20 protein-coding genes are annotated in these 21,912 nt (G+C 35.8%); 9 read left to right on the top strand and 11 right to left on the bottom strand.

Annotated features, from left to right (window positions below; all coding sequences use genetic code 11):
* Positions 1-27: 27 nt before the first annotated feature.
* The 5 genes from DYR29_RS04070 to rpmI all read right to left on the bottom strand — a co-directional run bounded on the left by DYR29_RS04070 (position 28) and on the right by rpmI (position 4,873).
* Positions 28-1,197: a M28 family peptidase gene (locus tag DYR29_RS04070; RefSeq protein ID WP_213279418.1), complete on the bottom strand. Its 1,170-nt coding sequence runs from the start codon at positions 1,195-1,197 to the stop codon at positions 28-30.
* A 214-nt stretch (positions 1,198-1,411) separates the two neighbouring features.
* Positions 1,412-2,650, bottom strand: a complete 1,239-nt coding sequence (locus DYR29_RS04075) for a M28 family peptidase (protein ID WP_249413607.1) — start codon at positions 2,648-2,650, stop codon at positions 1,412-1,414.
* Positions 2,650-3,831: a M28 family peptidase gene (locus DYR29_RS04080; protein ID WP_213279419.1), complete on the bottom strand. Its 1,182-nt coding sequence runs from the start codon at positions 3,829-3,831 to the stop codon at positions 2,650-2,652. The genes DYR29_RS04075 and DYR29_RS04080 overlap by 1 nt, the downstream gene beginning before the upstream one ends.
* Positions 3,832-4,211: 380 nt before the next feature.
* Positions 4,212-4,556, bottom strand: coding sequence for a 50S ribosomal protein L20 (rplT, locus tag DYR29_RS04085; RefSeq protein WP_034694451.1), 345 nt, complete (start codon positions 4,554-4,556; stop codon positions 4,212-4,214).
* A 119-nt stretch (positions 4,557-4,675) separates the two neighbouring features.
* Positions 4,676-4,873 carry a 50S ribosomal protein L35 gene (gene rpmI, locus DYR29_RS04090; protein ID WP_002979658.1) on the bottom strand — a complete coding sequence of 66 codons (198 nt, stop codon included), beginning with the start codon at positions 4,871-4,873 and terminating at the stop codon, positions 4,676-4,678.
* A gap of 318 nt (positions 4,874-5,191) precedes the next feature.
* Between rpmI and DYR29_RS04095 the strand changes: the two genes are divergently transcribed.
* From DYR29_RS04095 to DYR29_RS04105, 3 genes are all read left to right on the top strand, one after another.
* A complete protein-coding gene (locus DYR29_RS04095) occupies positions 5,192-5,434 on the top strand; it encodes a hypothetical protein (RefSeq protein ID WP_213279420.1) in 243 nt (80 codons plus the stop codon).
* 570 nt (positions 5,435-6,004) lie between these two features.
* Complete coding sequence (locus DYR29_RS04100; protein WP_213279421.1) at positions 6,005-8,206, top strand: tetratricopeptide repeat-containing sensor histidine kinase; 2,202 nt, start codon at positions 6,005-6,007, stop codon at positions 8,204-8,206.
* A 2-nt stretch (positions 8,207-8,208) separates the two neighbouring features.
* A complete protein-coding gene (locus tag DYR29_RS04105) occupies positions 8,209-8,838 on the top strand; it encodes a response regulator transcription factor (RefSeq protein WP_213279422.1) in 630 nt (209 codons plus the stop codon).
* Between the two features lie 81 nt (positions 8,839-8,919).
* On the opposite strand, the gene DYR29_RS04110 is transcribed toward DYR29_RS04105, so the two are convergent.
* Positions 8,920-9,486: a hypothetical protein gene (locus DYR29_RS04110; RefSeq protein ID WP_213279423.1), complete on the bottom strand. Its 567-nt coding sequence runs from the start codon at positions 9,484-9,486 to the stop codon at positions 8,920-8,922.
* A gap of 83 nt (positions 9,487-9,569) precedes the next feature.
* Positions 9,570-10,643 (bottom strand): resolvase, encoded by a 1,074-nt coding sequence (locus DYR29_RS04115; RefSeq protein ID WP_213279424.1) that lies wholly within the window; start codon positions 10,641-10,643, stop codon positions 9,570-9,572.
* Positions 10,644-10,801: 158 nt separating this feature from the next.
* Between DYR29_RS04115 and DYR29_RS04120 the strand changes: the two genes are divergently transcribed.
* Entirely contained in the window at positions 10,802-11,365 is a 564-nt protein-coding gene (locus tag DYR29_RS04120; RefSeq protein WP_213279425.1) for a hypothetical protein, read from the top strand.
* 95 nt (positions 11,366-11,460) lie between these two features.
* Here DYR29_RS04120 and infC read toward each other — a convergent pair whose 3' ends face one another.
* Together infC and thrS are read right to left on the bottom strand one after the other, a co-directional pair.
* Positions 11,461-11,961 (bottom strand): translation initiation factor IF-3, encoded by a 501-nt coding sequence (infC, locus tag DYR29_RS04125; RefSeq protein WP_185114236.1) that lies wholly within the window; start codon positions 11,959-11,961, stop codon positions 11,461-11,463.
* Positions 11,962-12,131: 170 nt separating this feature from the next.
* Positions 12,132-14,051, bottom strand: coding sequence for a threonine--tRNA ligase (thrS, locus tag DYR29_RS04130; protein ID WP_079241603.1), 1,920 nt, complete (start codon positions 14,049-14,051; stop codon positions 12,132-12,134).
* Positions 14,052-14,466: 415 nt separating this feature from the next.
* Here thrS and DYR29_RS04135 point away from each other — a divergent pair, with 415 nt between their 5' ends.
* Positions 14,467-15,441 carry a dipeptidase gene (locus tag DYR29_RS04135; RefSeq protein WP_213279426.1) on the top strand — a complete coding sequence of 325 codons (975 nt, stop codon included), beginning with the start codon at positions 14,467-14,469 and terminating at the stop codon, positions 15,439-15,441.
* Positions 15,442-15,631: 190 nt separating this feature from the next.
* On the opposite strand, the gene DYR29_RS04140 is transcribed toward DYR29_RS04135, so the two are convergent.
* Positions 15,632-17,176, bottom strand: coding sequence for a hypothetical protein (locus tag DYR29_RS04140; protein ID WP_213279427.1), 1,545 nt, complete (start codon positions 17,174-17,176; stop codon positions 15,632-15,634).
* Positions 17,177-17,324: 148 nt separating this feature from the next.
* Between DYR29_RS04140 and DYR29_RS04145 the strand changes: the two genes are divergently transcribed.
* The 4 genes from DYR29_RS04145 to leuB are packed head-to-tail and all read left to right on the top strand — an operon-like array spanning position 17,325 to position 21,635.
* Complete coding sequence (locus DYR29_RS04145; RefSeq protein ID WP_213279428.1) at positions 17,325-18,488, top strand: 2-isopropylmalate synthase; 1,164 nt, start codon at positions 17,325-17,327, stop codon at positions 18,486-18,488.
* 29 nt (positions 18,489-18,517) lie between these two features.
* On the top strand, positions 18,518-19,906 hold the full coding sequence (gene leuC / locus DYR29_RS04150) for a 3-isopropylmalate dehydratase large subunit (protein WP_213279429.1): 1,389 nt from the start codon (positions 18,518-18,520) through the stop codon (positions 19,904-19,906).
* 15 nt (positions 19,907-19,921) lie between these two features.
* A complete protein-coding gene (leuD, locus tag DYR29_RS04155) occupies positions 19,922-20,530 on the top strand; it encodes a 3-isopropylmalate dehydratase small subunit (RefSeq protein WP_142716870.1) in 609 nt (202 codons plus the stop codon).
* A complete protein-coding gene (gene leuB / locus DYR29_RS04160) occupies positions 20,511-21,635 on the top strand; it encodes a 3-isopropylmalate dehydrogenase (RefSeq protein ID WP_213279430.1) in 1,125 nt (374 codons plus the stop codon). Before leuD ends, leuB begins: the two co-directional genes overlap by 20 nt.
* A gap of 90 nt (positions 21,636-21,725) precedes the next feature.
* On the opposite strand, the gene DYR29_RS04165 is transcribed toward leuB, so the two are convergent.
* Positions 21,726-21,911 (bottom strand): hypothetical protein, encoded by a 186-nt coding sequence (locus DYR29_RS04165; RefSeq protein WP_142716872.1) that lies wholly within the window; start codon positions 21,909-21,911, stop codon positions 21,726-21,728.
* Position 21,912 lies beyond the last annotated feature (1 nt).

A 21,912-nucleotide genomic window follows, 5' to 3' on the forward strand; every position in this document is an offset into this window, starting at 1 on the left:
GTTTTTTATTCTGGAAATGAAGATATGTTATCTTTCAATCATGATATTTTTAACAAGAGTCTGATCTCCTACTTTTAAAACTCCAATATACACTCCGTTCTGAAGGCTGGAAACATCAATCTTTCTTTCATTAGTTGTTTTCAGTATTGATCTTCCCATAGAATTACTGAGTTCAAAACTGAAGTTTGTTTCTTTGGAATCCGGCAATTCAATGTTGAGAACATTGCTGGCAGGATTGGGATAGATTTTTGCTGTTTCTAGAGCGTTTTTAGATGCTGGTTTGCTCAGTGTAGTGGAAGCTGTTGCAAAGTGCTGTAAAGCTCCCACAGTGGCCTTTCCAATATTATATACATAGACAGGATCCATGTTGGTGAAAGTATCTTTGGAGCTGTGAGGATAAGTGCTTCTGATTCTTTCAAAAAATCCCGTAATCACTTCACCTTTCTGTTCAAAAGGAATATAATCTGTGTCTTCAGCCGGATCTACGGCAGTTTGAAGAGGAGAGTAGAGTGCTGTACAGTTTCTCAGCTGTTGAGTTACTGCTGCAGAAGCTGCATTATTACTGGAAAGACCTCCCTGATCTTCATCACAATACACCGTATTATTATTGTTTCCTTTTACTCCGCCTACTTGGTCCAGATTAAAGACCAGCTTTATATCTAATTTTCGTACACCTCCCTGGTATACAACATTATTTACATAGTGGCTGCTTCCTTTTAATCCCTGTTCTTCACCGGAAAAATGGATGAATTTAATAGAATATTCAGTTGGTACATTTTTCAGAATCCTTGCCGCTTCAAGAATAATAGAAGTTCCGCTTCCGTTATCATTCACTCCAGGGCCATAAATGGTGTCAAAATGCCCGCAGATAATAACATATTTGTTGGGATAAAGTGTTCCTGTTTTAGTTATAATCAGGTTTTTAGAACTAGTGCTTCCAAAAGTAAACGGACTTTCTACGATCTGACTGGCAGTATAGCCGTAGGAAAGATACTTGTTTTTAATCCAGTTCAATGTATTGGTGTTGGCTGCCGAACCCGTAGTTTTCACTCCTAAATTGCTGAATTCCTGAAGATTTGTAGTGATGTTGGCCTGGGTAACCATATCCGCTCTGTCTTTATAAGCCTGGATAAAACTTTGAGCCCCTATACTCTGCATCATCAGTGCAGTGCATAAAACTGTTGTAAATTTTTTCATATATGATATTATTTTGGTAACACGAATGTAGTAAATAAATCACAACGAAGTGTTTAATGTTTTAAAATAAAATGAAATTTTTACTATGTTATCAATAGATTTCGCATTGAAAGGTAATAATGTGTTGCAGATGCTTAATATGTGCAGTTGTCTGAAAAGTAAAAACCTTTGAACAGCTTCAAAGGTTTTATAATTTAATGATAGGTAATACGAACTATCTTTCAATCATCACTTTTCTTACGACAGTCTGATCTCCGGCTTTTAAGATCCCAAGATAAGCGCCATTTTCCAATCCTGAAGCATTGATTTTGGTTTCATTGGTTCTCTTGAAAATAGATCTTCCCTGGAAATCAGTCACTTCAAAAGTAAAATTCTTAATTCCTGAATCAGGAAGTTCAATATTGATGATATCCTTTACTGGATTTGGATAAATTTTTACAGTTTCCAATGTATTTTTTAATACAGCTTCATGCGTTCCCAATGTACCTGTAGCAACAGCGAAATGCTGAAGTGCCCCCACAGATGCCTTTCCTATATTATAAATGTAAACGGGATCAGTATTGGCAAAAGTGTCATTTACCGTATGCGGATACGTACTTCTGATTCTTTCAAAAAATCCTGTGATCACTTCACCTTTCTGCTCAAAAGGAATATAATCTGTGTCTTCAGCCGGATCTACAGCAGTCAGAAGAGGAGAATAAAGTGCTGTACAGTTTCTTAATTCCTGAGTTACAACAGCAGAAGCAGCATTATTAGAGGTAAGCCCTCCGAGATCCTGGTCACAGTAAACTGTATTGTTGTTGTTTCCCATCACACCGCCCACCTGATCCAGGTTAAAGACGAGTTTGATATCCAAAACACGGTTATTTCCTTGATAGGCAACTGTGTTAGCGTAATGTGTGCTTCCTAAAAGACCTTGCTCTTCCCCGGAAAAATGAATGAATTTTATAGAATATTCCGTCGGTACATCTTTCAGGATTCTGGCTGCTTCAAGAATAATAGAAGTTCCGCTTCCGTTATCATTAACTCCCAGACCGGTAATACTGTCGAAATGCCCGCAGATAATAACATATTTATTAGGATATACCGTTCCTGTTTTCGTAATTACCAGGTTTTTAGAATTATAACTTCCTGCAGTAAAAGGATCTTCAGCTATTTGGTTGGCAGTATATCCATAGGAAAGATATTTGGTTTTAAGCCATTCAAGAGCATTATTGTTTGCTGCTGTACCCGTTTTTTTTACTCCTAAATTGGCAAACTCCTGAAGGTAAGTGGTAATATTGGTCTGGGTTACCATATTCGCCCTGTCCTGATAAGCCTGAATGAAACTTTGAGCCCCAAGACTTTGCATGGCGATGGAAGCCAATAAAAAGGTAGCGATTTTCTTCATTTTATGATTGTAATACTGAAGTACAGATAAATCTAACATCCATCCGTATTTCAAGCCTGACATTATTTATTGATGATTATTTTCTTTGTTGTATTTCCTTTATCGGTCTTGATAGTAACCATATAAACTCCGTTTTTAAGACCGGATGTGTTTATTTTTTTCTCATTTTCAGCATTTAAGACTATATTTCCTACCATGTCATTAATCTCAACTTTGAATGGTGTTACTTCTTGCTGAAACTCTACCGTTATAAGGTCTTTTGCAGGATTAGGATAAATTCTGATTTCTTCTGCTGATTTCTGTGCTGTGTTCTCATGGGTGCTTAAAAGATTACTTGATGTTGTGGCAACGGCAAAATGCTGTAATGCTCCCACAGCCGCTTTTCCTACATTGAGAATATATACAGGATCCAGATTCGCAAAAGTATCGCTTACTGTATGTTCGTTTTCACTTCTCAGATATTCGTAGAATCCTGTAATCGTGTATCCCTTAGCTTCAAAAGGCATATAATCTGAGCTGTAAGCATAAGAAAGATTCGTTTGTAGAGGAGAGTAAAGGGTTGTACATGTCATCAATTCCTGAGTCACAGTGTTGGATGCTGCGTTATTGGAAGACATTCCTCCTGTATCTCTTTCGCAGGTAATGGTATTGTTATTATTTCCTATAAGACCTCCAACCTGGTCAATATTTAAAACCAGCTTTATATCCAGAACTTTTGTGCCTCCCTGATATGCTACATTGTTTACATAATGATTACTTCCTACCAAACCTTGTTCTTCCCCGGAAAAATGAATAAACTTGATAGAATACTCTGTTGGAATATCTTTCAGAATTCTTGCCGCTTCAAGGATAATAGAAGTTCCACTGCCATTGTCACTTACCCCAGGTCCTACGATGGTGTCGTAATGTCCGCAGATAATGACATATTGGTTAGGGTATAAAGTACCGGTTTTGGTAATGATCAGGTTTTTTGACGTGTTACCTCCGTAGGTGAAAGCATCTTCAGAAAAATCATTGGCTGTATATCCATAAGACAGGTATTTGTTTTTGAGCCAGTCCAGTGCATTATTGTTAGCTGTTGTACCTGTTTTTTTTATTCCAAAGCCTGCAAATTCCTGAAGGTTTGTGTTGATATTGGCTTGCGTGACCATATCAGCCCGGTTTTTATAAGCCTGAATAAAACTTTGTGCACCCATATTTTGCAGTGCAATGGAAGTCAGCAAAAAAACTGCAGCTTTTTTCATTTTCGATATTTTATTTAGAGATTGTAAATATAGCAATAAATCGTAATTTATTATTAATAATTAAATCTGTTTTGGTGTAATTGCTTGTTTTTTTAATAATAATATAACTTTTTATGCAGTTTATTGTTACGCTAGGCTTATATTCATTTAAAGAACTGGTTTTGATGTATATTTTTCTGTTATTTAAAGTATTTTATGTGGGAAATTCAGCATTATAAATTGTGATTTGATGAATTTTATTAATGATATTTCAAATGCCCCTGAAGTCTGAAGATGTTGAAACTGAATTTTACCTTGAAAACACACAAAACAGAAAAGTATAAAACAAAAAATCCCGGGAAAAACCCGGGACTTATATTGATAACAAAATCTATTCTACATTATTTTACTTGATCTACAACAGCTTTGAAAGCTTCAGGGTGATTCATTGCTAAATCTGCTAAAACTTTTCTGTTAAGTTCGATGTTGTTCTTTTTAAGAGCTCCCATAAATTGAGAGTAAGACATTCCGTGCTCTCTGGTTCCCGCGTTGATACGAGTGATCCAAAGTGCTCTGAAGTTTCTCTTTTTCTCTTTTCTACCACGGTAAGCATATTGCATTGCTTTTTCTACCGCGTTTTTAGCTACAGTCCAAACGTTCTTTCTTCTACCGAAAAAACCTTTAGCTTGCTTAAAAATTTTCTTTCTGCGAGCTCTTGAAGCTACGGCATTTACTGATCTTGGCATAATTTAAATTGTTTTTTTGAAAAGGGCGGCAACTGATGTTACTCTTATTTGCACCGTTTCAGGGTTAAAATGTTGAATTTGTTTTGAATTCTTATAAACCGAATATAGATTTATAAAAACTACTTAATTGCTAATTGACGTTGTACGCTTTTCTCGTCCACTTTAGCTACGTAAGAAGTAGTAGTAAGATTTCTCTTCTGCTTAGTTTCTTTCTTAGTTAAGATGTGGCTTTTGTAAGCGTTTTTTCTTTTGATCTTACCAGATCCGGTAAGAGCAAAACGTTTCTTAGCACCTGATTTCGTTTTTAATTTTGGCATTGTTCTGCTTTTTTATTGTTTTTGTTATCAATATCTGTTTTGGTTACTCCTAAAGACATTAGGAATAATAGTGTGCAAAATTAGGAAAAAAAAGTGAGATGTGAAAGTAATTTTTAATCTAACCGAATAGGACTGTCTTTTTCTATAACCTCTTTCTATCAGTTCTTACTATACTATGATTTGAAAAAGGACAAAAAATCTCTGTTGATGGCTGCAGCTTCTTTAAATATAGCTGATAATCGGGATTGCAGTGTTCTTCAATTCTCTCTAATATTGCTGAATACGATGAATAAGATTTCATTATAAACTAATTATATTATGCTTTCATCTGCAGATTTACACCTGGAAAGAGCGTTGTTTCTTGCTGTTTTGATTCTGTTTTTCGGAACAGGATTTTTATATACGCTCATCATTTTTATTATCAATTCTATACTAAAGAAAAATAAAACGGGACGATATTATATCTTCGGATTTCTTATTTCCGGGCTTATTGGAGTAGTCTTAACCGCGTTTTATTGTTACATGATATTATTTGAACAGGCTGAAGTCTACAGGCCTTAAAAAATGTGATGGAGTATATTCTAAATAAATAAACTAAAAACCACTGTTATCAGGGATATTTTCATGCAATCCCTTTTATTACCTTTAATCCGGAAAAATATTAAACTAATCCGATGAAAAGCCTCGTGATTTAAAGTCATTTTCACATCACTTATAATATTTTTATAACTTTTATAGCTTTCTTTTTCACGCCCAATTAACAAATAAATTCTTATTTCGAGCAAACACTAAAAACGAATGGGTAAAAACACTAGCCAAATAAAATTGAGTGAAAAAGAAGCTGTAAAAGTTAATAGGGCTGAGTATCTTTTGGTAACGTACACCAGGGAGTAAAAACAGATGTAAAGAAAGCCATTAAGTATTTTGAACAGGCCAATGCCTACAGTGTTTACGAATATGCTACTCACTGTTTACTGCATTACTATGGTGAAGATCCGGCCTTTAAAAACGAAAAGAAATTTCAGAAATGGAGATCTTTCGCTGAAAAGCATGGTTTCGAAATAGATTAGAGGGGATTTGCCTATATTTACGCTCCTTAATGGAATGCAATTTAATAAAGATAAGGATTTGATGCACAGGTTATTATTTATATTTACTTTACTTATTTGTCCGTTTTTTGTTCAGGCGCAGGATGTTTTAAGCAAATTAGAAAGAGAATACAGCCATGCATCAAACAATACTGCAGAACAGCTCAATCTGGCTCCTAAATATGCGACTGCCTTATTTTTTCATGACCTTAAACCTAAATCTTATCAGATTTTAGAAACCAATATTTCCATTGCTGCAAGACAGGCAGATGGAAAATATGCCACAATTTTATACGCGGTGCAAGCCATGAACTATCGGCTGGATAACAAAACAGCAGAGTCTTCAAAAAGTCTTGACATGGCAAAGGCATTTAGCTTAAAAACGAATAGTAATGAAGCAAAAGGTTATGTACAATATGCAAAAGGCTGGATTCTGACCCGTAATAATAAAACGACTGATGCTGTTGCCGCTTACCTGAAAGCTATCGAATATTATGAAAACTCACCAACCACTTCCACACTATATGGAAGATTGGGTAATGCAGCCAAAGAATTATCTGCCATTTATTCTGACCTGAATGAATATCAGCTGGAAGAAAAATACAGCAAACAATTTCTATTGCTGGCTTCCAAACAAAATGATCCCAATCTTATCTTTGATGCTTACATGCGGATGGGGTACGTATATGAACAGAAATATACACAGGATCCATCCAATACAATGTTTCGAAATAAAACAGAACAGTATTATTTACAGGCTATTGCTACTTTCAATAAAAACAAAGATGCTATGCTTAGCGGAAACAGCCTTTCATATGCTGCCATCAATTTAGCGAATTTATATACTGGGTTTGACAGTAATAAGGCAATGCAATATGCCCAGCTGGCTAATAAGGTGAGTATTGAAGTCGGTGATGCTATTCACATTGCTTCCTCATTTGGGATTTTAGCAGAATTGGCATTACAGGATAAAAATTATGATTTAGCTAAATCTTATTTTCTGAAAGCTTCTATGGAAATTGGGAAAAGCCCGGTAAGAAATCATATGATAGAATTGTCTATCCTTGAGTCTCTATCCAGAATTAGCGAAGAGCAGGGCAATTATAAAGAAGCACTGACTTATTATAAAAGCTATGTAGATCAATACAAAAGTATTTACGATCAGGAAAAACTGGATATTACCAAAAGATTAGAATCGCAGTTTGATAAAGAACGGCAGGAACAGAAATACATCAAATTACAGCTGGAAAGCGACAAAAAAGCACAGGAAATTAAGTTGATTAATATTTTGCGTGAACAGCGTGAACAGGTCTATAACAACTTAAAACTGGTAGAAGAAAACCAGCGTGAGCGACTGAAATTTTCAGAACTTGAATCAGAGAAAAAAGAACAGCAGCTTCGTTTGGCAAAACTGGAAACCCGGCAGAAAAATAATGATATCAACAACTTTAAAAAGCTGTTGGCATTTAAGGAAAAGATCAATACATACTACATCTTTTTTATTATCTTTTTCATTGTTCTGATCCTCTTATTGCTTTATGCTTATAAACAGCGTGCGAAGTCTATTAAACGAAGAGACGAGCTGCATGCTTTGGCCATGGAACAAGAAAAACAAAACTCAAAAATATCCACACTTACCGCATTGCTTGAAGGGCAGGAGCAGGAGCGTGGCCGTCTTGCCCGTGATCTTCATGACGGATTGGGAGGATTGCTTTCAGGAACGAAACATCAATTATCTTACTTAAATCAGTCCGAGAACATAGAAGAAGGAATTTCAAAATCGATTGACCAGATTGATGGAGCGGTAGAAGAGTTAAGAAGGGTAGCGCATAATTTAATGCCTGATTTATTAATGAAATACGGATTGGAAATAGCCATTCAGGAATTTGCTTCCCGAATATCCAATAACGCATTAGAGATCCATACAGAATTTATCAACTACAGCAATTCCATATCAAAGGAAAAGCAGCTGATTATTTACAGAATCATTCAGGAATTGGTCAATAACGCGATAAAACATGCCGAGACTTCAGAGATTATTGTTCAGGTAAGCGAAGAAGAAAATCTGTTGAACCTTACGGTAGAAGATAATGGTAAAGGTTTCGATCATACCAACCTGCACGTTAGAAAAACAGCAGGTTTTCACAATATAGAATTAAGAGTCCAATTTTTAAAAGGAACAATGAATATCACCTCCGAATTGAATATTGGTACCAGTATAGAACTTCAAATTCCTATTCATTAAACATGATAAAAGTAGCCATAACAGATGATCATCCACTTCTCTTAGAAGGACTGAAAAATATTTTAGGAAACAGCGATACAATAGATGTTGTAGATTGTTTCAAAAATGTTTCAGAAATGAATGCAGGCCTGGCAAAACAAGCGGTTGATATATTACTGCTGGACATCAATCTGGCAGATATCAACAGCATCGAGCTGATAAAACCTTTAAAGAAAAAGTACAGCAACCTTCAGATTGTTATCCTAAGTGTTCACAATGAGCTGCCTGTCATTAACAGTACTCTGGCAGAAGGTGCCTTGGGATATATTCAGAAAAATGCTTCAGTTTCCGAAATTCTTGAAGGCATCACAGCCGTAAATGCAGGCAATCGGTTTTTATGCTCACAAACCAGGTCTGTTCTGGAGAAAAAATCCGCAGATGGATTAAACCATGTCCCGAAACTGACCCGAAGAGAAAAGGAAATTTTAGCCGAAGCAGCAAAAGGACTTACCACTAATCAAATGGCAGAAAAGCTCTTTATCAGCCCGCACACAGTAGAAAGTCACAGAAAAAATCTTATTGAAAAATTTCAAACCTCTAATCTTAGTTCTGCCATTAAACTGGCTATAGAATATGGTTTGGTAATCGAATAACATATTCATCCAACAAAAAGGCCTGCTTACATCGTAAAAGCAGACCTTTTTTTATATAATCAAATAATCGGGTGTGTTCTCTTAATCTTTGAATTTCAACGCTGCCTGAAACAGGTTTTTCTTTCCTATTAAATCATATTCATCATTATATTCAGGCTGATACATCAACATATAAACGCTGCCGTTAAAATCTTTCAGGTTGATAGGCTGATCTATCATAATATCATAAAACCTTGTAATTGTACGGGTAGCTGTCCATTGCTTGGCGTTACCTTTAGGGTTTTTATCAAATCTATGATCCTTTGCATCTGTATAGTACCAGTATGAAGGCGCAGAATCCATCAGAAACATCTCTTTATCCTTATTATATAGTTCTTCCGCCATACCTGTATTCTGAAACCATGGCACTTCCGTATTCAAAACGCCTAAAGCTCCTGCATAAATGTCTTTATTCGTAGTGGCTCCTACTAAAAATCCTTCCAGGTTGGTAGATGTAATCTCAAATTGGAAAGTAGATTTCTTCAGTTCATACACATCATTCACAGGCTGAATCACTTTCCCATCCTGTTTAATAACGACTTTCAGCGATTGTGCGAAAGTCATAAAACTTAGTAAACAAAAAAGGAAGGTCAAACTTAATTTTTTCATTGTATCTCTTTAAATATTGCAGCAAAGATATTGGACTTTATCCCCATAAACACTGGCTGATTTCAGGGGTTTTTTAATTTATCCTAAAACAGATCAGCCTTCAACTGTATTTTTATATAAGCCGTTTTCTGCTTTTTACCATTAACAGAAGCAGAATTGAGCGGATAGACTTCTGCATAAAAAGTATCATGATCTGTCCAGAATGCCTTTTTATCATCTGCTATTTTGAAGTTGGTGAAATTCACGTACAAAAGATTGTCCTGTTTTTTGGTTTGTGGAAAATATTTGTAAATCACAAAATTACTCCCCACATCATTATTGGATGAGACAAAGGTAACCCAGCCTTTGGAAGGAAGGATTTGCGGATAGCCTTCTGTACTCAGCTCAAATATAACTGCATTTTTTAAGCTGAAAAAGGAATAATAGGAATCTACAACTTCATCAGAATTTTCTTTGAATACCTCAAGGTTTAAATAAGGTGACCTTCCTATATATTCATTGGCAAGCGGCCCGGTCTCTGTAGAAACACTTTCATGTTGTGTAATCACGTCTTCTCTGCCATTTTCTTTGTATACCCAGTTATCTGCCTGCAGTTGTATATTCGGGTTTTTGACGAGTGCTTCCCCGATTTGTTTTTTAGAATTTGCTTTAAATTCCTGTTCTGAAATCTCAGCAATAGTTCCGAATTTTTTAAAAGATTTATTCTTAAAATCACTCGCTTCCTTAAATGTGCTGCTTCTGATCTCATAAAGATCCACACCTTTTAAAGTAAGTTCATATGCCGGAGTGAATTCTGACTTCAGGACAAACGCTTCAATACTGTTCGAAATATTGTTATTAATGCTGTAATGGATAGAATAGAAGTCCTCAAACTCTTCAAATCCGTAATAGTTATCAAGCTTATTATATGCCATTTTCAAATGAGCGGCATCTTTATTCGGTGTTACAAAAAACTGTATAGAATCCAGCTTGGTAAATAATTGAAACGGTACTTCCTGAACGTTATCCACACCTTTTATTTTTTTGAAATTGGATAAGGTTATTGTTTTTTGCTTAACTTCAGTTTCTGGTTTGTTTCTCTCTGATGTTTTATTCTTTTCATTACATCCTGCAAGAACTACTATTGACGATATAAAGATTTGATTAATGATTTTCATTTTTATATTTTTGGGCAAATGTATCGGTATTCGGACCAGCAGCCAACAAAACGCCTGAATATGGGCAATAAATGGCTGAAAACAGGGATAGATGAAGTGGCAGAATTTGGACAATTTTACAAAATGATAACCTCAATATTGTAATTTACTTTATAAACATGAAAAACTTAATAATCAGCCTTTCAGTGGTGGCTGCTTTACTGGCATCCTGTTCACCCGCTACAGACAAAAAAGTGGAAAAAAATACTTCTCCGGAAGCCTCCAAAAAAGTTGTTACATCTAAATCAGAACCAGTGAAGATTGATCCGGCAACATTAGAAATACCAGATGTTTTTTCCACGCTAGTTCCTATTGATTTGTTGAATAGTAAAAGCACCAATGTACATGATAAATATGGTATAGAATTCTCCGGAAACTGTTATTCATGCGATCTGACAAGCCTGTCTATAACAAAGAAGCAAATCAGATGGACGAATGTCTGTGATGAAAAAGATACTTTTGAAATTGATGATTTTTCATACTCTAATGAAGGAAACAAAACTATCTTTAAAACAGCGGAAAGAATCTATATTTTAACCCAAATAGATAAAGCACCTGTTTATGAACTCGTGATAGAAGGCAAAAAACTGGAGCTAAAAAACAAAAGAATATCCAAATATTTTACCACCAAAAAAACTTTGCCTCTTTTCACAGAGCATGATTGCGGAGATTTTGAGGGATAGAAGGTAGAGTAGTACGGAACAACCTCTTCTTAAAATTAAGCATAAAAAAACCTCAAAGTAATTTGAGGTTTTTTTATATTAAAATAATGACTTAATTATTTTGCTGGTTTTTTAGGACTCATCATCATAATCATCCTTTTTCCTTCAAGTTTAGGAAGCTGGTCTACTTTCCCTACGTGCTCTAGTTCCTGAGCAAGTTTTAAAAGCAAAATTTCTCCCTGGTCCTTAAAGATAATCGAACGTCCTTTAAAAAATACGTAGGTCTTTAATTTAGAACCTTCTTCAAGGAATTTTTCAGCATGCTTCTTTTTGAATTCGTAATCATGGTCGTCAGTCTGAGGTCCGAAACGGATCTCTTTTACTACCACTTTTACTTGCTTAGCCTTAAGTTCCTTTTGTTTTTTCTTTTGCTCGTATAAGAATTTCTTGTATTCTAATACTCTTGCAATAAAAGGTTCTGCTTTATCAGAAATTACTACTAAATCCAATTCCTGATCTGCAGCAATCTGTCTTGCCTTGTCAATTGGATAAATTCCTGGCTCTACGTTATCGCCCACCAAACGAAGCTCTCTCACACGAATTTTATCGTTGATCAAGTGTAAGTCCTCCTGTACAGGACGTCTTTGTGGGCCCCTGTTGTTAAATCTTTGTGCTATTGTATTATAATTTTATTGGTTAATTACTTAATTTAATTCATTCAAATATTTAAAAATTGAAAGATTCTGTTATTGCATTAACTTTTGAATCCTTCAATCTTTAATTAAATTTATATGGCTGCTTCTTTTTTAAAGTAAGCAACGAAATCCTCCATTTTCATGACTCCAAGATCTCCTTCTCCACGTCTTCTTACAGAAATCGTGCCTTCATTTTCTTCATTTTCTCCTACAACAAGCATGAAAGGAATCTTATTCAATTCAGCATCACGGATTTTTTTACCCGTCTTCTCGTTTCTGTCATCAATCTGACCGCTAATATCGTGATTTTCCAAAAATTGTGAAACTTTTTTTGAATAATCTACATATTTTTCACTGATCGGTAGAATAATAAACTGATCCGGGCTTAGCCATAATGGGAAATCACCTGCTGTGTTTTCCAGCAAAATAGCAATGAAACGTTCCATAGAACCAAATGGTGCTCTGTGGATCATTACCGGTCTGTGCTTTTCATTATCATTTCCGATATAGTGCAGATCAAATCTTTCAGGAAGGTTATAATCTACCTGGATAGTTCCCAACTGCCATTTTCTTCCTAAAGCATCTTTCACCATGAAGTCAAGCTTAGGACCGTAGAATGCTGCTTCACCGTATTCCACAACTGTTTTTAATCCTTTCTTCTGAGCTGCATTGATGATGGCACTTTCTGCTTTCTCCCAGTTTTCATCAGAACCGATATACTTCTGTTTGTTTTCAGGATCTCTCAAAGAAACCTGAGTTACAAAATCTTCAAACCCTAAAGATTTGAAAACATAAAGTGTAAGGTCTATTACCTTTTCAAATTCTTCAGAAAGCTGATCCGGAGTACAGAAAAGGTGAGCGTCATCCTGAGTAAATCCACGAACTCTCGTTAAACCATGAAGTTCTCCACTTTGCTCATATCTGTATACCGTACCGAATTCTGCATATCTTTTTGGTAAATCCCTGTAGCTCCATTGTGAAGTTTTGTAAATTTCACAGTGGTGAGGGCAGTTCATTGGCTTCAGCAAAAATTCTTCCCCTTCATTCGGAGTTTTAATCGGCTGGAAGCTGTCTTCTCCATATTTATCCCAGTGTCCTGAAGTTACATACAGTTCTTTTGCCCCGATGTGTGGAGACATTACAAATTCGTAACCTCCTTTTTTCTGAGCATCAGAAAGGAAATTCTCTAGCTTTCTTCTTAAAGCAGTTCCTTTTGGTAACCAAAGTGGCAACCCGGCACCTACTTTTTCAGAGAATGCAAAAATTCCAAGTTCTTTACCTAATTTTCTGTGGTCTCTTCTTTTAGCTTCTTCCAATCTTTCAAGATATTCAGTAAGATCCTTCTGTTTAGGGAAAGAAATACCATATACTCTTGTCAATTGAGGGTTCTTTTCATTACCTCTCCAATAAGCTCCGGCTGCATTTAAAATCTTAACCGCTTTTACGATTCCAGTATTTGGAATGTGACCACCACGACATAAATCTGTGAAGTTATCGTGTGTTACAAAAGTGATTTCTCCATCATTAAGATTAGAAATAAGTTCCACTTTGTACGGATTGTCTGCATAGGTTTTCAAAGCATCTTCTTTAGAAACCGGATAAAGAGAGAAGGTAGAACCTTTCTTCGCGTTTTCCAGGATCTTTTTCTCAATCTTTTCAAAATCTTTTTCAGATAAGCTTTCATCCCCGAAATCTACGTCATAGTAGAATCCACTTTCGATAGCAGGACCAATGGTCAACTTAGCATTAGGATAAAACTCAAGGATAGCCTGCGCCAAAAGGTGGGCAGAAGAGTGCCAGAAAGCCTTCTTTCCAAGATCATCATTCCAGGTCAAAAGCTGTACCGTAGAATCCGTGGTTATAGGTGTGGTCGTTTCTACTTGTTTGTCATTAACAATTGCGGAAATGGTGTTTCTAGCCAATCCCTCGCTTATAGATTTTGCCACATCTAGAGGAGTCACTGCTCCCTCGAATTCTTTGACACTATTGTCTGGAAGTGTAATTTTTATCATTGTTTACTAAGAAATTTTAAGATGCAAAAATACGCATTTTTTAGATAAAATACTATATCCATATGTATTTAGAATGAGAATTAATATCGAAAATAGAAAGATTTTTAACGTTTGGGAGTTGTATACTTTATATTACAGTGTTCTCAGAAAATTATTCTGTTACTTTTATTGCCTTAATGGAGCTGGAATTCATCACTTTTCCGGCCTTTTTTTAAGTAGATTACAGAAAAAGCAATAGATATTTTAAATCTCACAAAAAGATTAAAAAATACAAGTTTTAAAAATTAAAATTAATACCTTAATACAATGAATACAGGATATTGATACCATAATAAAAGTTTGAATAATTGAAAATATGAAATCCCTATTCAATCAGAATCCAATAAAATATTAAATTTCAAAAATTAGAATCCCTATGAGCAGGATAAACATTGATTTACATTGTGATCTTCTATATTATCTTCTAAGATCAGATTCAGCGCTTGATGATAAAGAACTAGGTTGTTCACTGCCTTATTTACAGGATGGAAATGTAAAACTTCAGGTGATGGCGATGTATGCGGGAACAGGAGCTAACAGCACAGCTCACGGACTGGAACAAAGCAAATTGTTTTCAAAACTGATCAAAAACGAGAATTTCTTCCTTTTTAATCATGATAATTTCAACGCTCCGGAAAATAAAAACCGGGTAGGAGTCATTGCTTCTATTGAAAATACATCCTCTTTCTGCGATGAAAACCAAAGTCTGGAGTCCGGATTCAAAAATCTGGAGACCATTATTGAAAACACTGAAAAAGTCTTTTATATTGGGATTACCCATCACCTGGAAAACCGTTTTGGAGGCGGAAATAATGCTACAGTGGGATTAAAAGATGATGGAAAAGTGCTGATCGACTATATTTCTGACCGGAAAATCGCTATTGATTTAGCCCACACAAGTGATCAGCTTGCTTATGATATTTTCACTTATATCGATCAAAGAAATTATTCAATTCCTATTCTGGCAAGCCATTCCAACTACAGAACTGTTTACAAAAATAATAGAAACCTTCCTGATGAACTGGCGAAAGAAGTTATTCGCAGAAAAGGATTGATTGGCCTGAATTTTATCAAAGATTATGTTGATATTGAACATCCGGAAAGACTCTATGAACATATTCAATATGGGCTGGATCTTGGTGGAGAAGACAGCATAGCCTATGGTGCAGATTATTTTTACTGGAAGGATCACCCGGACAAATCCCGTCATCCTTTTTTCTTTCCCGAGCATTCTAACGCTGCAGTATATCCGGCAGTCAATAAAGAAATTGAGGAACGGTTTTCATCTGAGCTAGTAGAAAAGATCAGTCACAGAAATGCCTTGAATTTTATAGAAAATATGTATAAATAAACCTCGCGTTTTAAGTTAATTTTATTCTGTCGCAGATGAGCAGATCAAGCAGAACTTTTATGTTATCTGCGAAATCGGTTAATCTGCGAGAGATTATTTTCTATAGTAAGCAAACTTATTTTTAATGTTTAATTTTAGTTTAAGTATTAAATATTAACTCATTAAATTGTAATGTTTTAAATATTTTTATTTAATGTTTTCTTTTATATCTGACTTTCTGCTTGATAATCTCGATCACATCTACATTCTGAACTTTAGATTTGATCCATCCATGAATGTCAATATAGAATAATGACCGCCTGTAATATTCATTTTTAGAATAGGCTTCCAGCTTTTTATCAAAACTTTCAAATGCTTTCTGCCTTTGATCCAATACCTGATTATTAAGATTTTTAAAAAACTGAATACTTTCAAAATGGAACTCTTCCGGCTTTTTCATTTTTTTAGCAAACTTTAAAGTAGAAGCAATAAACTCATCATAATCTTCATCATTCCCGGACTCATATTTTGCCATTAAGATCAGAATTCTGGTATGAAACAGCAAATCTTCCTGTACATTTCCTTTAGATTCTATGACCCTCATAGAATACTCAATAGATTTGTCAAACATCTTACTACCGAAGAACATGGCTGCCATTTTCAGATAGAGAATCATAAAATGGTGTTCATCTATTCTTTCTCTGAGTTTTTCCATTTTTAATTCCACTTCAGGAATAAGCTTGGTTCCTGTGAAAAATTCCCCTTTCACAAAGTGAATATTCATCAATGTATTGTAATGGGTAAGAAAAATAAGAGACTGAAGGTTTTCATTCTGCACAAAATTCTCTGCATGTACCATTTTATTAAAATTTGCGAAATGCTCCTCCAGAATATCAATATTTCCGTACAAAAACAGGATCTTCAAGAGATAAGTATTCCCTTTGATATACCAAACCGGGTGGCTGTAGATCATTTCAGGCTTTTTATGGAAAAGATCTACCCACTGATAAGCATATTTCAAGGTGTATTTATAGTCCTGTAAAAGCTGATTTTTCCAGACATGAGCCTTATAGTACCATAGTTTTTCTGTGAAGTTTAGCTTCTCAGGGTTTATATTTTTAATCTGGGCATTAAAAACATCCATCACTTCCTGTCGGTCTGCATCATTTTTCACATAGCCATGAGTAAGCATTTCACTGTATAATTTCAAAGAAAGATTAGACAGTTTTGTGGTATATCGGTTCTGTTTACTGATTTCCTGCGATTGCTTGATCAGCTCTTCGGCACGGCCTTCAATACTTCGGGTAATGAATTGTGATTCAATTACTTTTTCAAGGTCAATAATTTCTGAAGCAATACTTTTTTCATCCAGTTCCAGTGCAGATTGCTTGGTTTTGTCCAGTATCTTCAGAGCCTGTTTGTAAAGACCTTTCTGATACAGAATATTAGCAAAATCCAATTGTTCACGAAGCTGAATTCTATAGTTCTGATGACTCGGGTTCATACGAAGGCTTACCAGGATCTGTTTGTAAAGATGGGCTTTAAGATTGGAAAGCTGCTGTTTGGTGGAAATTTTTTTCTCAATAATCACAGTTTCATCATATTCCTTCATTTTATCCATTTCGGAAAAGAGCAGCAAAAATTTGGCATCTACGTTAATTCCCAGACGGTTCACATATAACTTAAACTGTCGTTTTTCAGAGGTGGTCAATGACTTTACCAATACAAACAAAAAATCTTTCTGCAATTCTGCCATTGTAAATTTTTATAAATTAAAATACTGATTAATAAACGAATACGATTGTTTTTTCAACTGTTGAATATTGTAATTTTCAGAAAAAGTGAAAATGGAAAAATATTGCAACCCGTAGTTTTGAACCAAAATTAAGTAAAAATCTTCACTTATGAATTCCGAAAAAATTGAAATTTTTGATACAACACTAAGAGATGGGGAGCAGGTTCCGGGATGTAAACTGAATACGGAACAAAAACTGATTATTGCAGAAAGGCTTGATGAGCTGGGGATTGATATCATTGAAGCGGGATTCCCGATTTCCAGTCCGGGAGATTTTGAATCTGTTTCAGAAATTTCAAAACTGGTAAGAAAAGCTAAAGTATGCGGGCTGACAAGAGCTAATAAAAAAGATATTGATGTAGCCGCAGAAGCACTGAAGTTTGCAAAGAGACCAAGAATACACACCGGAATCGGAACTTCTGATTCTCACATTAAATATAAATTCAACTCAACAAGAGAAGATATTATTGAAAGAGCAGCCGAAGCAGTAAAATATGCTAAAACTTATGTAGAAGATGTAGAATTTTATGCTGAAGATGCCGGACGAACGGATAATGAATATCTGGCAAGAGTCTGTGAGGCTGTTATCAAAGCCGGAGCAACTGTTCTTAATATTCCTGATACCACAGGCTATTGTCTGCCGGAAGAGTATGGCCAGAAAATAAAGTATCTGAGAGAAAACGTAAAAGGTATTGAGAAAGCGGTGCTGTCATGTCATTGCCATAATGATCTGGGGCTGGCTACAGCCAATTCTATTGCCGGAGCTATCAATGGAGCACGCCAGATTGAATGTACCATCAACGGATTGGGAGAAAGAGCTGGTAATACGGCTTTGGAGGAAGTTGTCATGATTTTAAAACAGCATAAAGATTTGAATCTGCATACGGATGTCAATTCAAGAATGCTGAATGAAATGAGTGCGATGGTATCTGATCTGATGGGAATGTCTGTACAGCCCAATAAAGCTATTGTAGGAGCCAACGCTTTTGCTCACAGCTCAGGAATTCATCAGGATGGAGTGATCAAAAACAGAGAAACCTATGAAATCATAGATCCTGCAGAAGTAGGGGTGAATGCTTCTTCCATTATTCTTACTGCCAGAAGCGGACGTTCAGCACTAGCTTACCGTTTCAAACATATTGGCTATGAGGTTACCAAAAATGAACTTGATTATTTATATCAGGAATTTTTGAAAATCGCTGATCTTAAAAAGGAAATAGGAAACGATGATCTGAGTATGATGATGGATTCTTTCAACAGAAAAATAGGATAGGTTTGATTTTAAATCAACATAAAAGTAAAATGAACAACAGTAAAAAGACACTTTTTGATAAAGTATGGGACGCTCACGTGGTAGAAACCATTCCTGACGGACCTCAGATTATTTATATAGACAAACATCTTATCCATGAGGTAACCAGTCCTCAGGCTTTTGCAGAACTTGAATCCAGAAATCTGGAAATTTTCAGACCGGAACAGATTGTAGCAACAGCTGATCATAATGTGCCCACTCTGAACCAGGAACAGCCTATCAGGGATGAACTTTCAAGAAACCAAGTAGAACAGCTAACGGAAAACTGTAAGAAAAACAATATCGAACTTTTCGGATTGGGACACCAATATCAGGGAATCGTTCATATCATCGCTCCTGAATTAGGAATTACCCAGCCGGGAATGAGTATTGTTTGTGGAGACAGTCATACGTCTACCCATGGCGCATTTGGATCTATTGCTTTTGGAATCGGAACCAGTCAGGTGGCACAGGTATTTGCCAGCCAATGTCTGTTATTGAATAAACCAAAATCAATGAGAATTACAGTCAATGGTACACTGAACGAAAATGTTCAGCCCAAAGATGTGATTCTTTATATCATTTCAAAAATAGGAACTGATGGAGGAACAGGATATTTCTGTGAGTATGCAGGCAATGTATTTGAAGAAATGTCTATGGAAGGAAGAATGACAGTCTGCAATATGAGCATTGAAATGGGTGCCAGAGGCGGAATGATTGCTCCCGATGAAACGACTTTTGAATATGTTCAGGGAAGAAAATTTGCCCCGCAAGGAGAAGAATGGGAAGAGAAAGTAGAGTATTGGAAGACTTTGAAAACAGATGAAGGAGCTGTTTTTGATAAAGAACTCAGTTTTGATGCTTCTGATATCTACCCAATGATTACTTACGGTACCAACCCTGGAATGGGTATTTCAATCCGTGAGGTGATTCCGGCTCCGCAGAACGAATCGGAGGAGAAAGCATTACAATATATGGGATTGGAAGCCGGACAGACCGTTAACAGCATCAAAGTTAATTATGTTTTCATAGGAAGCTGTACCAATGCAAGAATAGAGGATTTCCGTTCTGCAGCTCAGTATATTAAAGGGAAAAGCAAATCCGAAGCTGTAAAAGCTCTGATTGTTCCCGGATCTCAACAGGTAGTTAAACAGATTTATGAGGAAGGTCTGGATAAAATATTCAATGATGCAGGATTTCAGATCCGTCAGCCGGGATGCTCAGCGTGTCTGGCGATGAATGATGATAAAATTCCTGAAGGTGAATATTGTGTTTCCACTTCCAACAGAAACTTTGAAGGCAGACAGGGACAAGGTTCAAGAACGATTCTTGCCAGCCCGCTTACAGCAGCAAAAGCAGCAATAGAAGGCAAAATTTCAGCCCTTGAAAGTTTAAACTAAACAGATTAACAGTACATGCAAAAATTAGTAGTTTTAAAATCCCGTGCAGTTCCATTGCCGGCAGAAAATATAGATACAGACCAGATTATTCCGGCAAGATTCCTGAAAAGTATAGACAGAAAAGGCTTTGGGGAAAACCTGTTCAGAGACTGGAGATTCAATATTCATACAGGAGAACCCAATCCTGATTTTGTTTTAAATAATCCTAAATTCAGTGGTGAAATTTTGGTTGCAGGAAACAATTTCGGTTGTGGAAGTAGCCGTGAACACGCAGCCTGGTCACTGACAGATTATGGATTTAAAGTAATTATTTCCAGTTATTTCGCTGATATTTTCAAAGGAAATGCATTAAATAACGGACTTCTTCCGGTAAAAGTTTCTGAAGAATTTTTAAAAGAAATTTTAGAAGGAATTAATGAAAATCCAGACAATGAGATCGCGATTGATGTTGAATTACAATCCGTAAGCTTTAAAGATACAACGGAGACTTTTGAGATTGATTCCTATAAAAAGATATGTCTGTTGAATGGTTATGATGACATTGATTTTTTAATCAGCAGAAAACAGACGATCACAAATTTTGAACTAAAGACACAAAAAACAAATGAGCAACAATTATTTTAAAATCGCGGTTCTTCCCGGAGACGGGATTGGCCCGGAAATCATCAGTGAAAGCATTAAGATATTAGATGTTATTGCTGAAGCTTTTCAATGCAAATTCCATTTTGACTATGGATTAATCGGGGCAGAAGCTATTTTCAAGACAGGAAATCCTTTGCCTGAAGAAACATTAAAGATCTGTAAAGAATCTGATGCCGTACTTTTCGGAGCCATTGGTGATCCGGTTTTTGATAATAATCCTGAGGCGAAAGTAAGACCGGAACAAGGCTTACTGAAACTCCGCAAAGAACTGGGTTTATTCGCCAATATCCGTCCTTTGAAAACATATCCGTCCCTGATTGACAAGAGTCCGCTTAAAAGAGAAATTATTGATGGGGCTGATATTCAGATTTTCAGAGAGTTGGTAAGCGGAATATATTTTGGCGAAAAATTTACAGATTCCGAAGGAGAGTATGCTTATGATGTCTGCAAATACAGCCGTGAAGATATTATTCCAATTGCGCATATGGCATTTCAGGAAGCTCAGAAAAGAAAGAAAAAGCTTACCCTTATTGATAAAGCCAATGTTCTTGACACTTCAAGATTATGGAGAAAAACATGTCAGGAAATTGCACCGGAATATCCTGATGTACAGCTTGATTATATGTTTGTAGACAATGCCGCCATGCAGCTGATCCTTAATCCTAAACATTTTGATGTTATTTTGACGGAAAATATGTTTGGAGATATTATTTCAGATGAAGCCAGTGTGATTGGTGGTTCCATCGGACTGCTTCCGTCTGCTTCGGTAGGAGAGAAGAATGCTTTATTTGAGCCTATCCATGGATCTTACCCGCAGGCCAAAGGAAAAGGTATTGCAAATCCTGTGGCTTCTATTTTAAGTGTTGCTATGATGCTGGATCATCTTAATTTACATGCTGCTGCTGAGAAATTAAGACAATCTGTAGAACATGCTATTGAGAACAAATATGTTACTATTGATCTTAATACCAAGCAATATTACTCAACAAGTGAAGTGGGAAGCTTTATTGCAGACCATATCAGATATTCCGAAAAATTGTATTATAATTTAGAAAATATAAAGATCGGAAAATCAACCATTGTATAGAAAAACAAAAAGTTCAATTAGATAGTTAGAAAGAAAAGTTCCGCCTCGTATGAGACGGAACTTTTCAATTATAAAGGCCTGATGGCTCTTTTATTTTTTTGTATTATCCGTTTTTCCTGATTTGTTCTTTGAAGATTTCTGAATATCTTCTTTGTCAATATCAGGCGGATTAGACTTTTTCGATGCAGCAGGAATGTTCTGGAAATCCTGATTTTGCTTTTTAGTTTCTGCAGTATTGGCAGATTCCTTCTTTTTGGTGTTTCCTTTTGTATCCATG

Source organism: Chryseobacterium indologenes (assembly GCF_018362995.1).
Taxonomy (GTDB): Bacteria; Bacteroidota; Bacteroidia; order Flavobacteriales; family Weeksellaceae; genus Chryseobacterium; species Chryseobacterium indologenes_G.

What these genes read in the sequence shown, in the direction of transcription:
- DYR29_RS04100 (WP_213279421.1), top strand. Translation starts at nt 6,005, where the DNA reads ATGCACAGGTTATTATTTATATTTACTTTACTTATTTGTCCGTTTTTT.
- DYR29_RS04095 (WP_213279420.1), top strand. Translation starts at nt 5,192, where the DNA reads ATGCTTTCATCTGCAGATTTACACCTGGAAAGAGCGTTGTTTCTTGCT.
- DYR29_RS04135 (WP_213279426.1), top strand. Translation starts at nt 14,467, where the DNA reads ATGAGCAGGATAAACATTGATTTACATTGTGATCTTCTATATTATCTT.
- DYR29_RS04110 (WP_213279423.1), bottom strand. Translation starts at nt 9,486, where the DNA reads ATGAAAAAATTAAGTTTGACCTTCCTTTTTTGTTTACTAAGTTTTATG.
- DYR29_RS04140 (WP_213279427.1), bottom strand. Translation starts at nt 17,176, where the DNA reads ATGGCAGAATTGCAGAAAGATTTTTTGTTTGTATTGGTAAAGTCATTG.
- DYR29_RS04075 (WP_249413607.1), bottom strand. Translation starts at nt 2,650, where the DNA reads ATGTCAGGCTTGAAATACGGATGGATGTTAGATTTATCTGTACTTCAG.
- leuC (WP_213279429.1), top strand. Translation starts at nt 18,518, where the DNA reads ATGAACAACAGTAAAAAGACACTTTTTGATAAAGTATGGGACGCTCAC.
- DYR29_RS04080 (WP_213279419.1), bottom strand. Translation starts at nt 3,831, where the DNA reads ATGAAAAAAGCTGCAGTTTTTTTGCTGACTTCCATTGCACTGCAAAAT.
- DYR29_RS04120 (WP_213279425.1), top strand. Translation starts at nt 10,802, where the DNA reads ATGAAAAACTTAATAATCAGCCTTTCAGTGGTGGCTGCTTTACTGGCA.
- thrS (WP_079241603.1), bottom strand. Translation starts at nt 14,051, where the DNA reads ATGATAAAAATTACACTTCCAGACAATAGTGTCAAAGAATTCGAGGGA.
- rplT (WP_034694451.1), bottom strand. Translation starts at nt 4,556, where the DNA reads ATGCCAAGATCAGTAAATGCCGTAGCTTCAAGAGCTCGCAGAAAGAAA.
- DYR29_RS04115 (WP_213279424.1), bottom strand. Translation starts at nt 10,643, where the DNA reads ATGAAAATCATTAATCAAATCTTTATATCGTCAATAGTAGTTCTTGCA.
- DYR29_RS04070 (WP_213279418.1), bottom strand. Translation starts at nt 1,197, where the DNA reads ATGAAAAAATTTACAACAGTTTTATGCACTGCACTGATGATGCAGAGT.
- leuB (WP_213279430.1), top strand. Translation starts at nt 20,511, where the DNA reads ATGAGCAACAATTATTTTAAAATCGCGGTTCTTCCCGGAGACGGGATT.
- DYR29_RS04165 (WP_142716872.1), bottom strand. Translation starts at nt 21,911, where the DNA reads ATGGATACAAAAGGAAACACCAAAAAGAAGGAATCTGCCAATACTGCA.
- rpmI (WP_002979658.1), bottom strand. Translation starts at nt 4,873, where the DNA reads ATGCCAAAATTAAAAACGAAATCAGGTGCTAAGAAACGTTTTGCTCTT.
- DYR29_RS04105 (WP_213279422.1), top strand. Translation starts at nt 8,209, where the DNA reads ATGATAAAAGTAGCCATAACAGATGATCATCCACTTCTCTTAGAAGGA.
- DYR29_RS04145 (WP_213279428.1), top strand. Translation starts at nt 17,325, where the DNA reads ATGAATTCCGAAAAAATTGAAATTTTTGATACAACACTAAGAGATGGG.
- leuD (WP_142716870.1), top strand. Translation starts at nt 19,922, where the DNA reads ATGCAAAAATTAGTAGTTTTAAAATCCCGTGCAGTTCCATTGCCGGCA.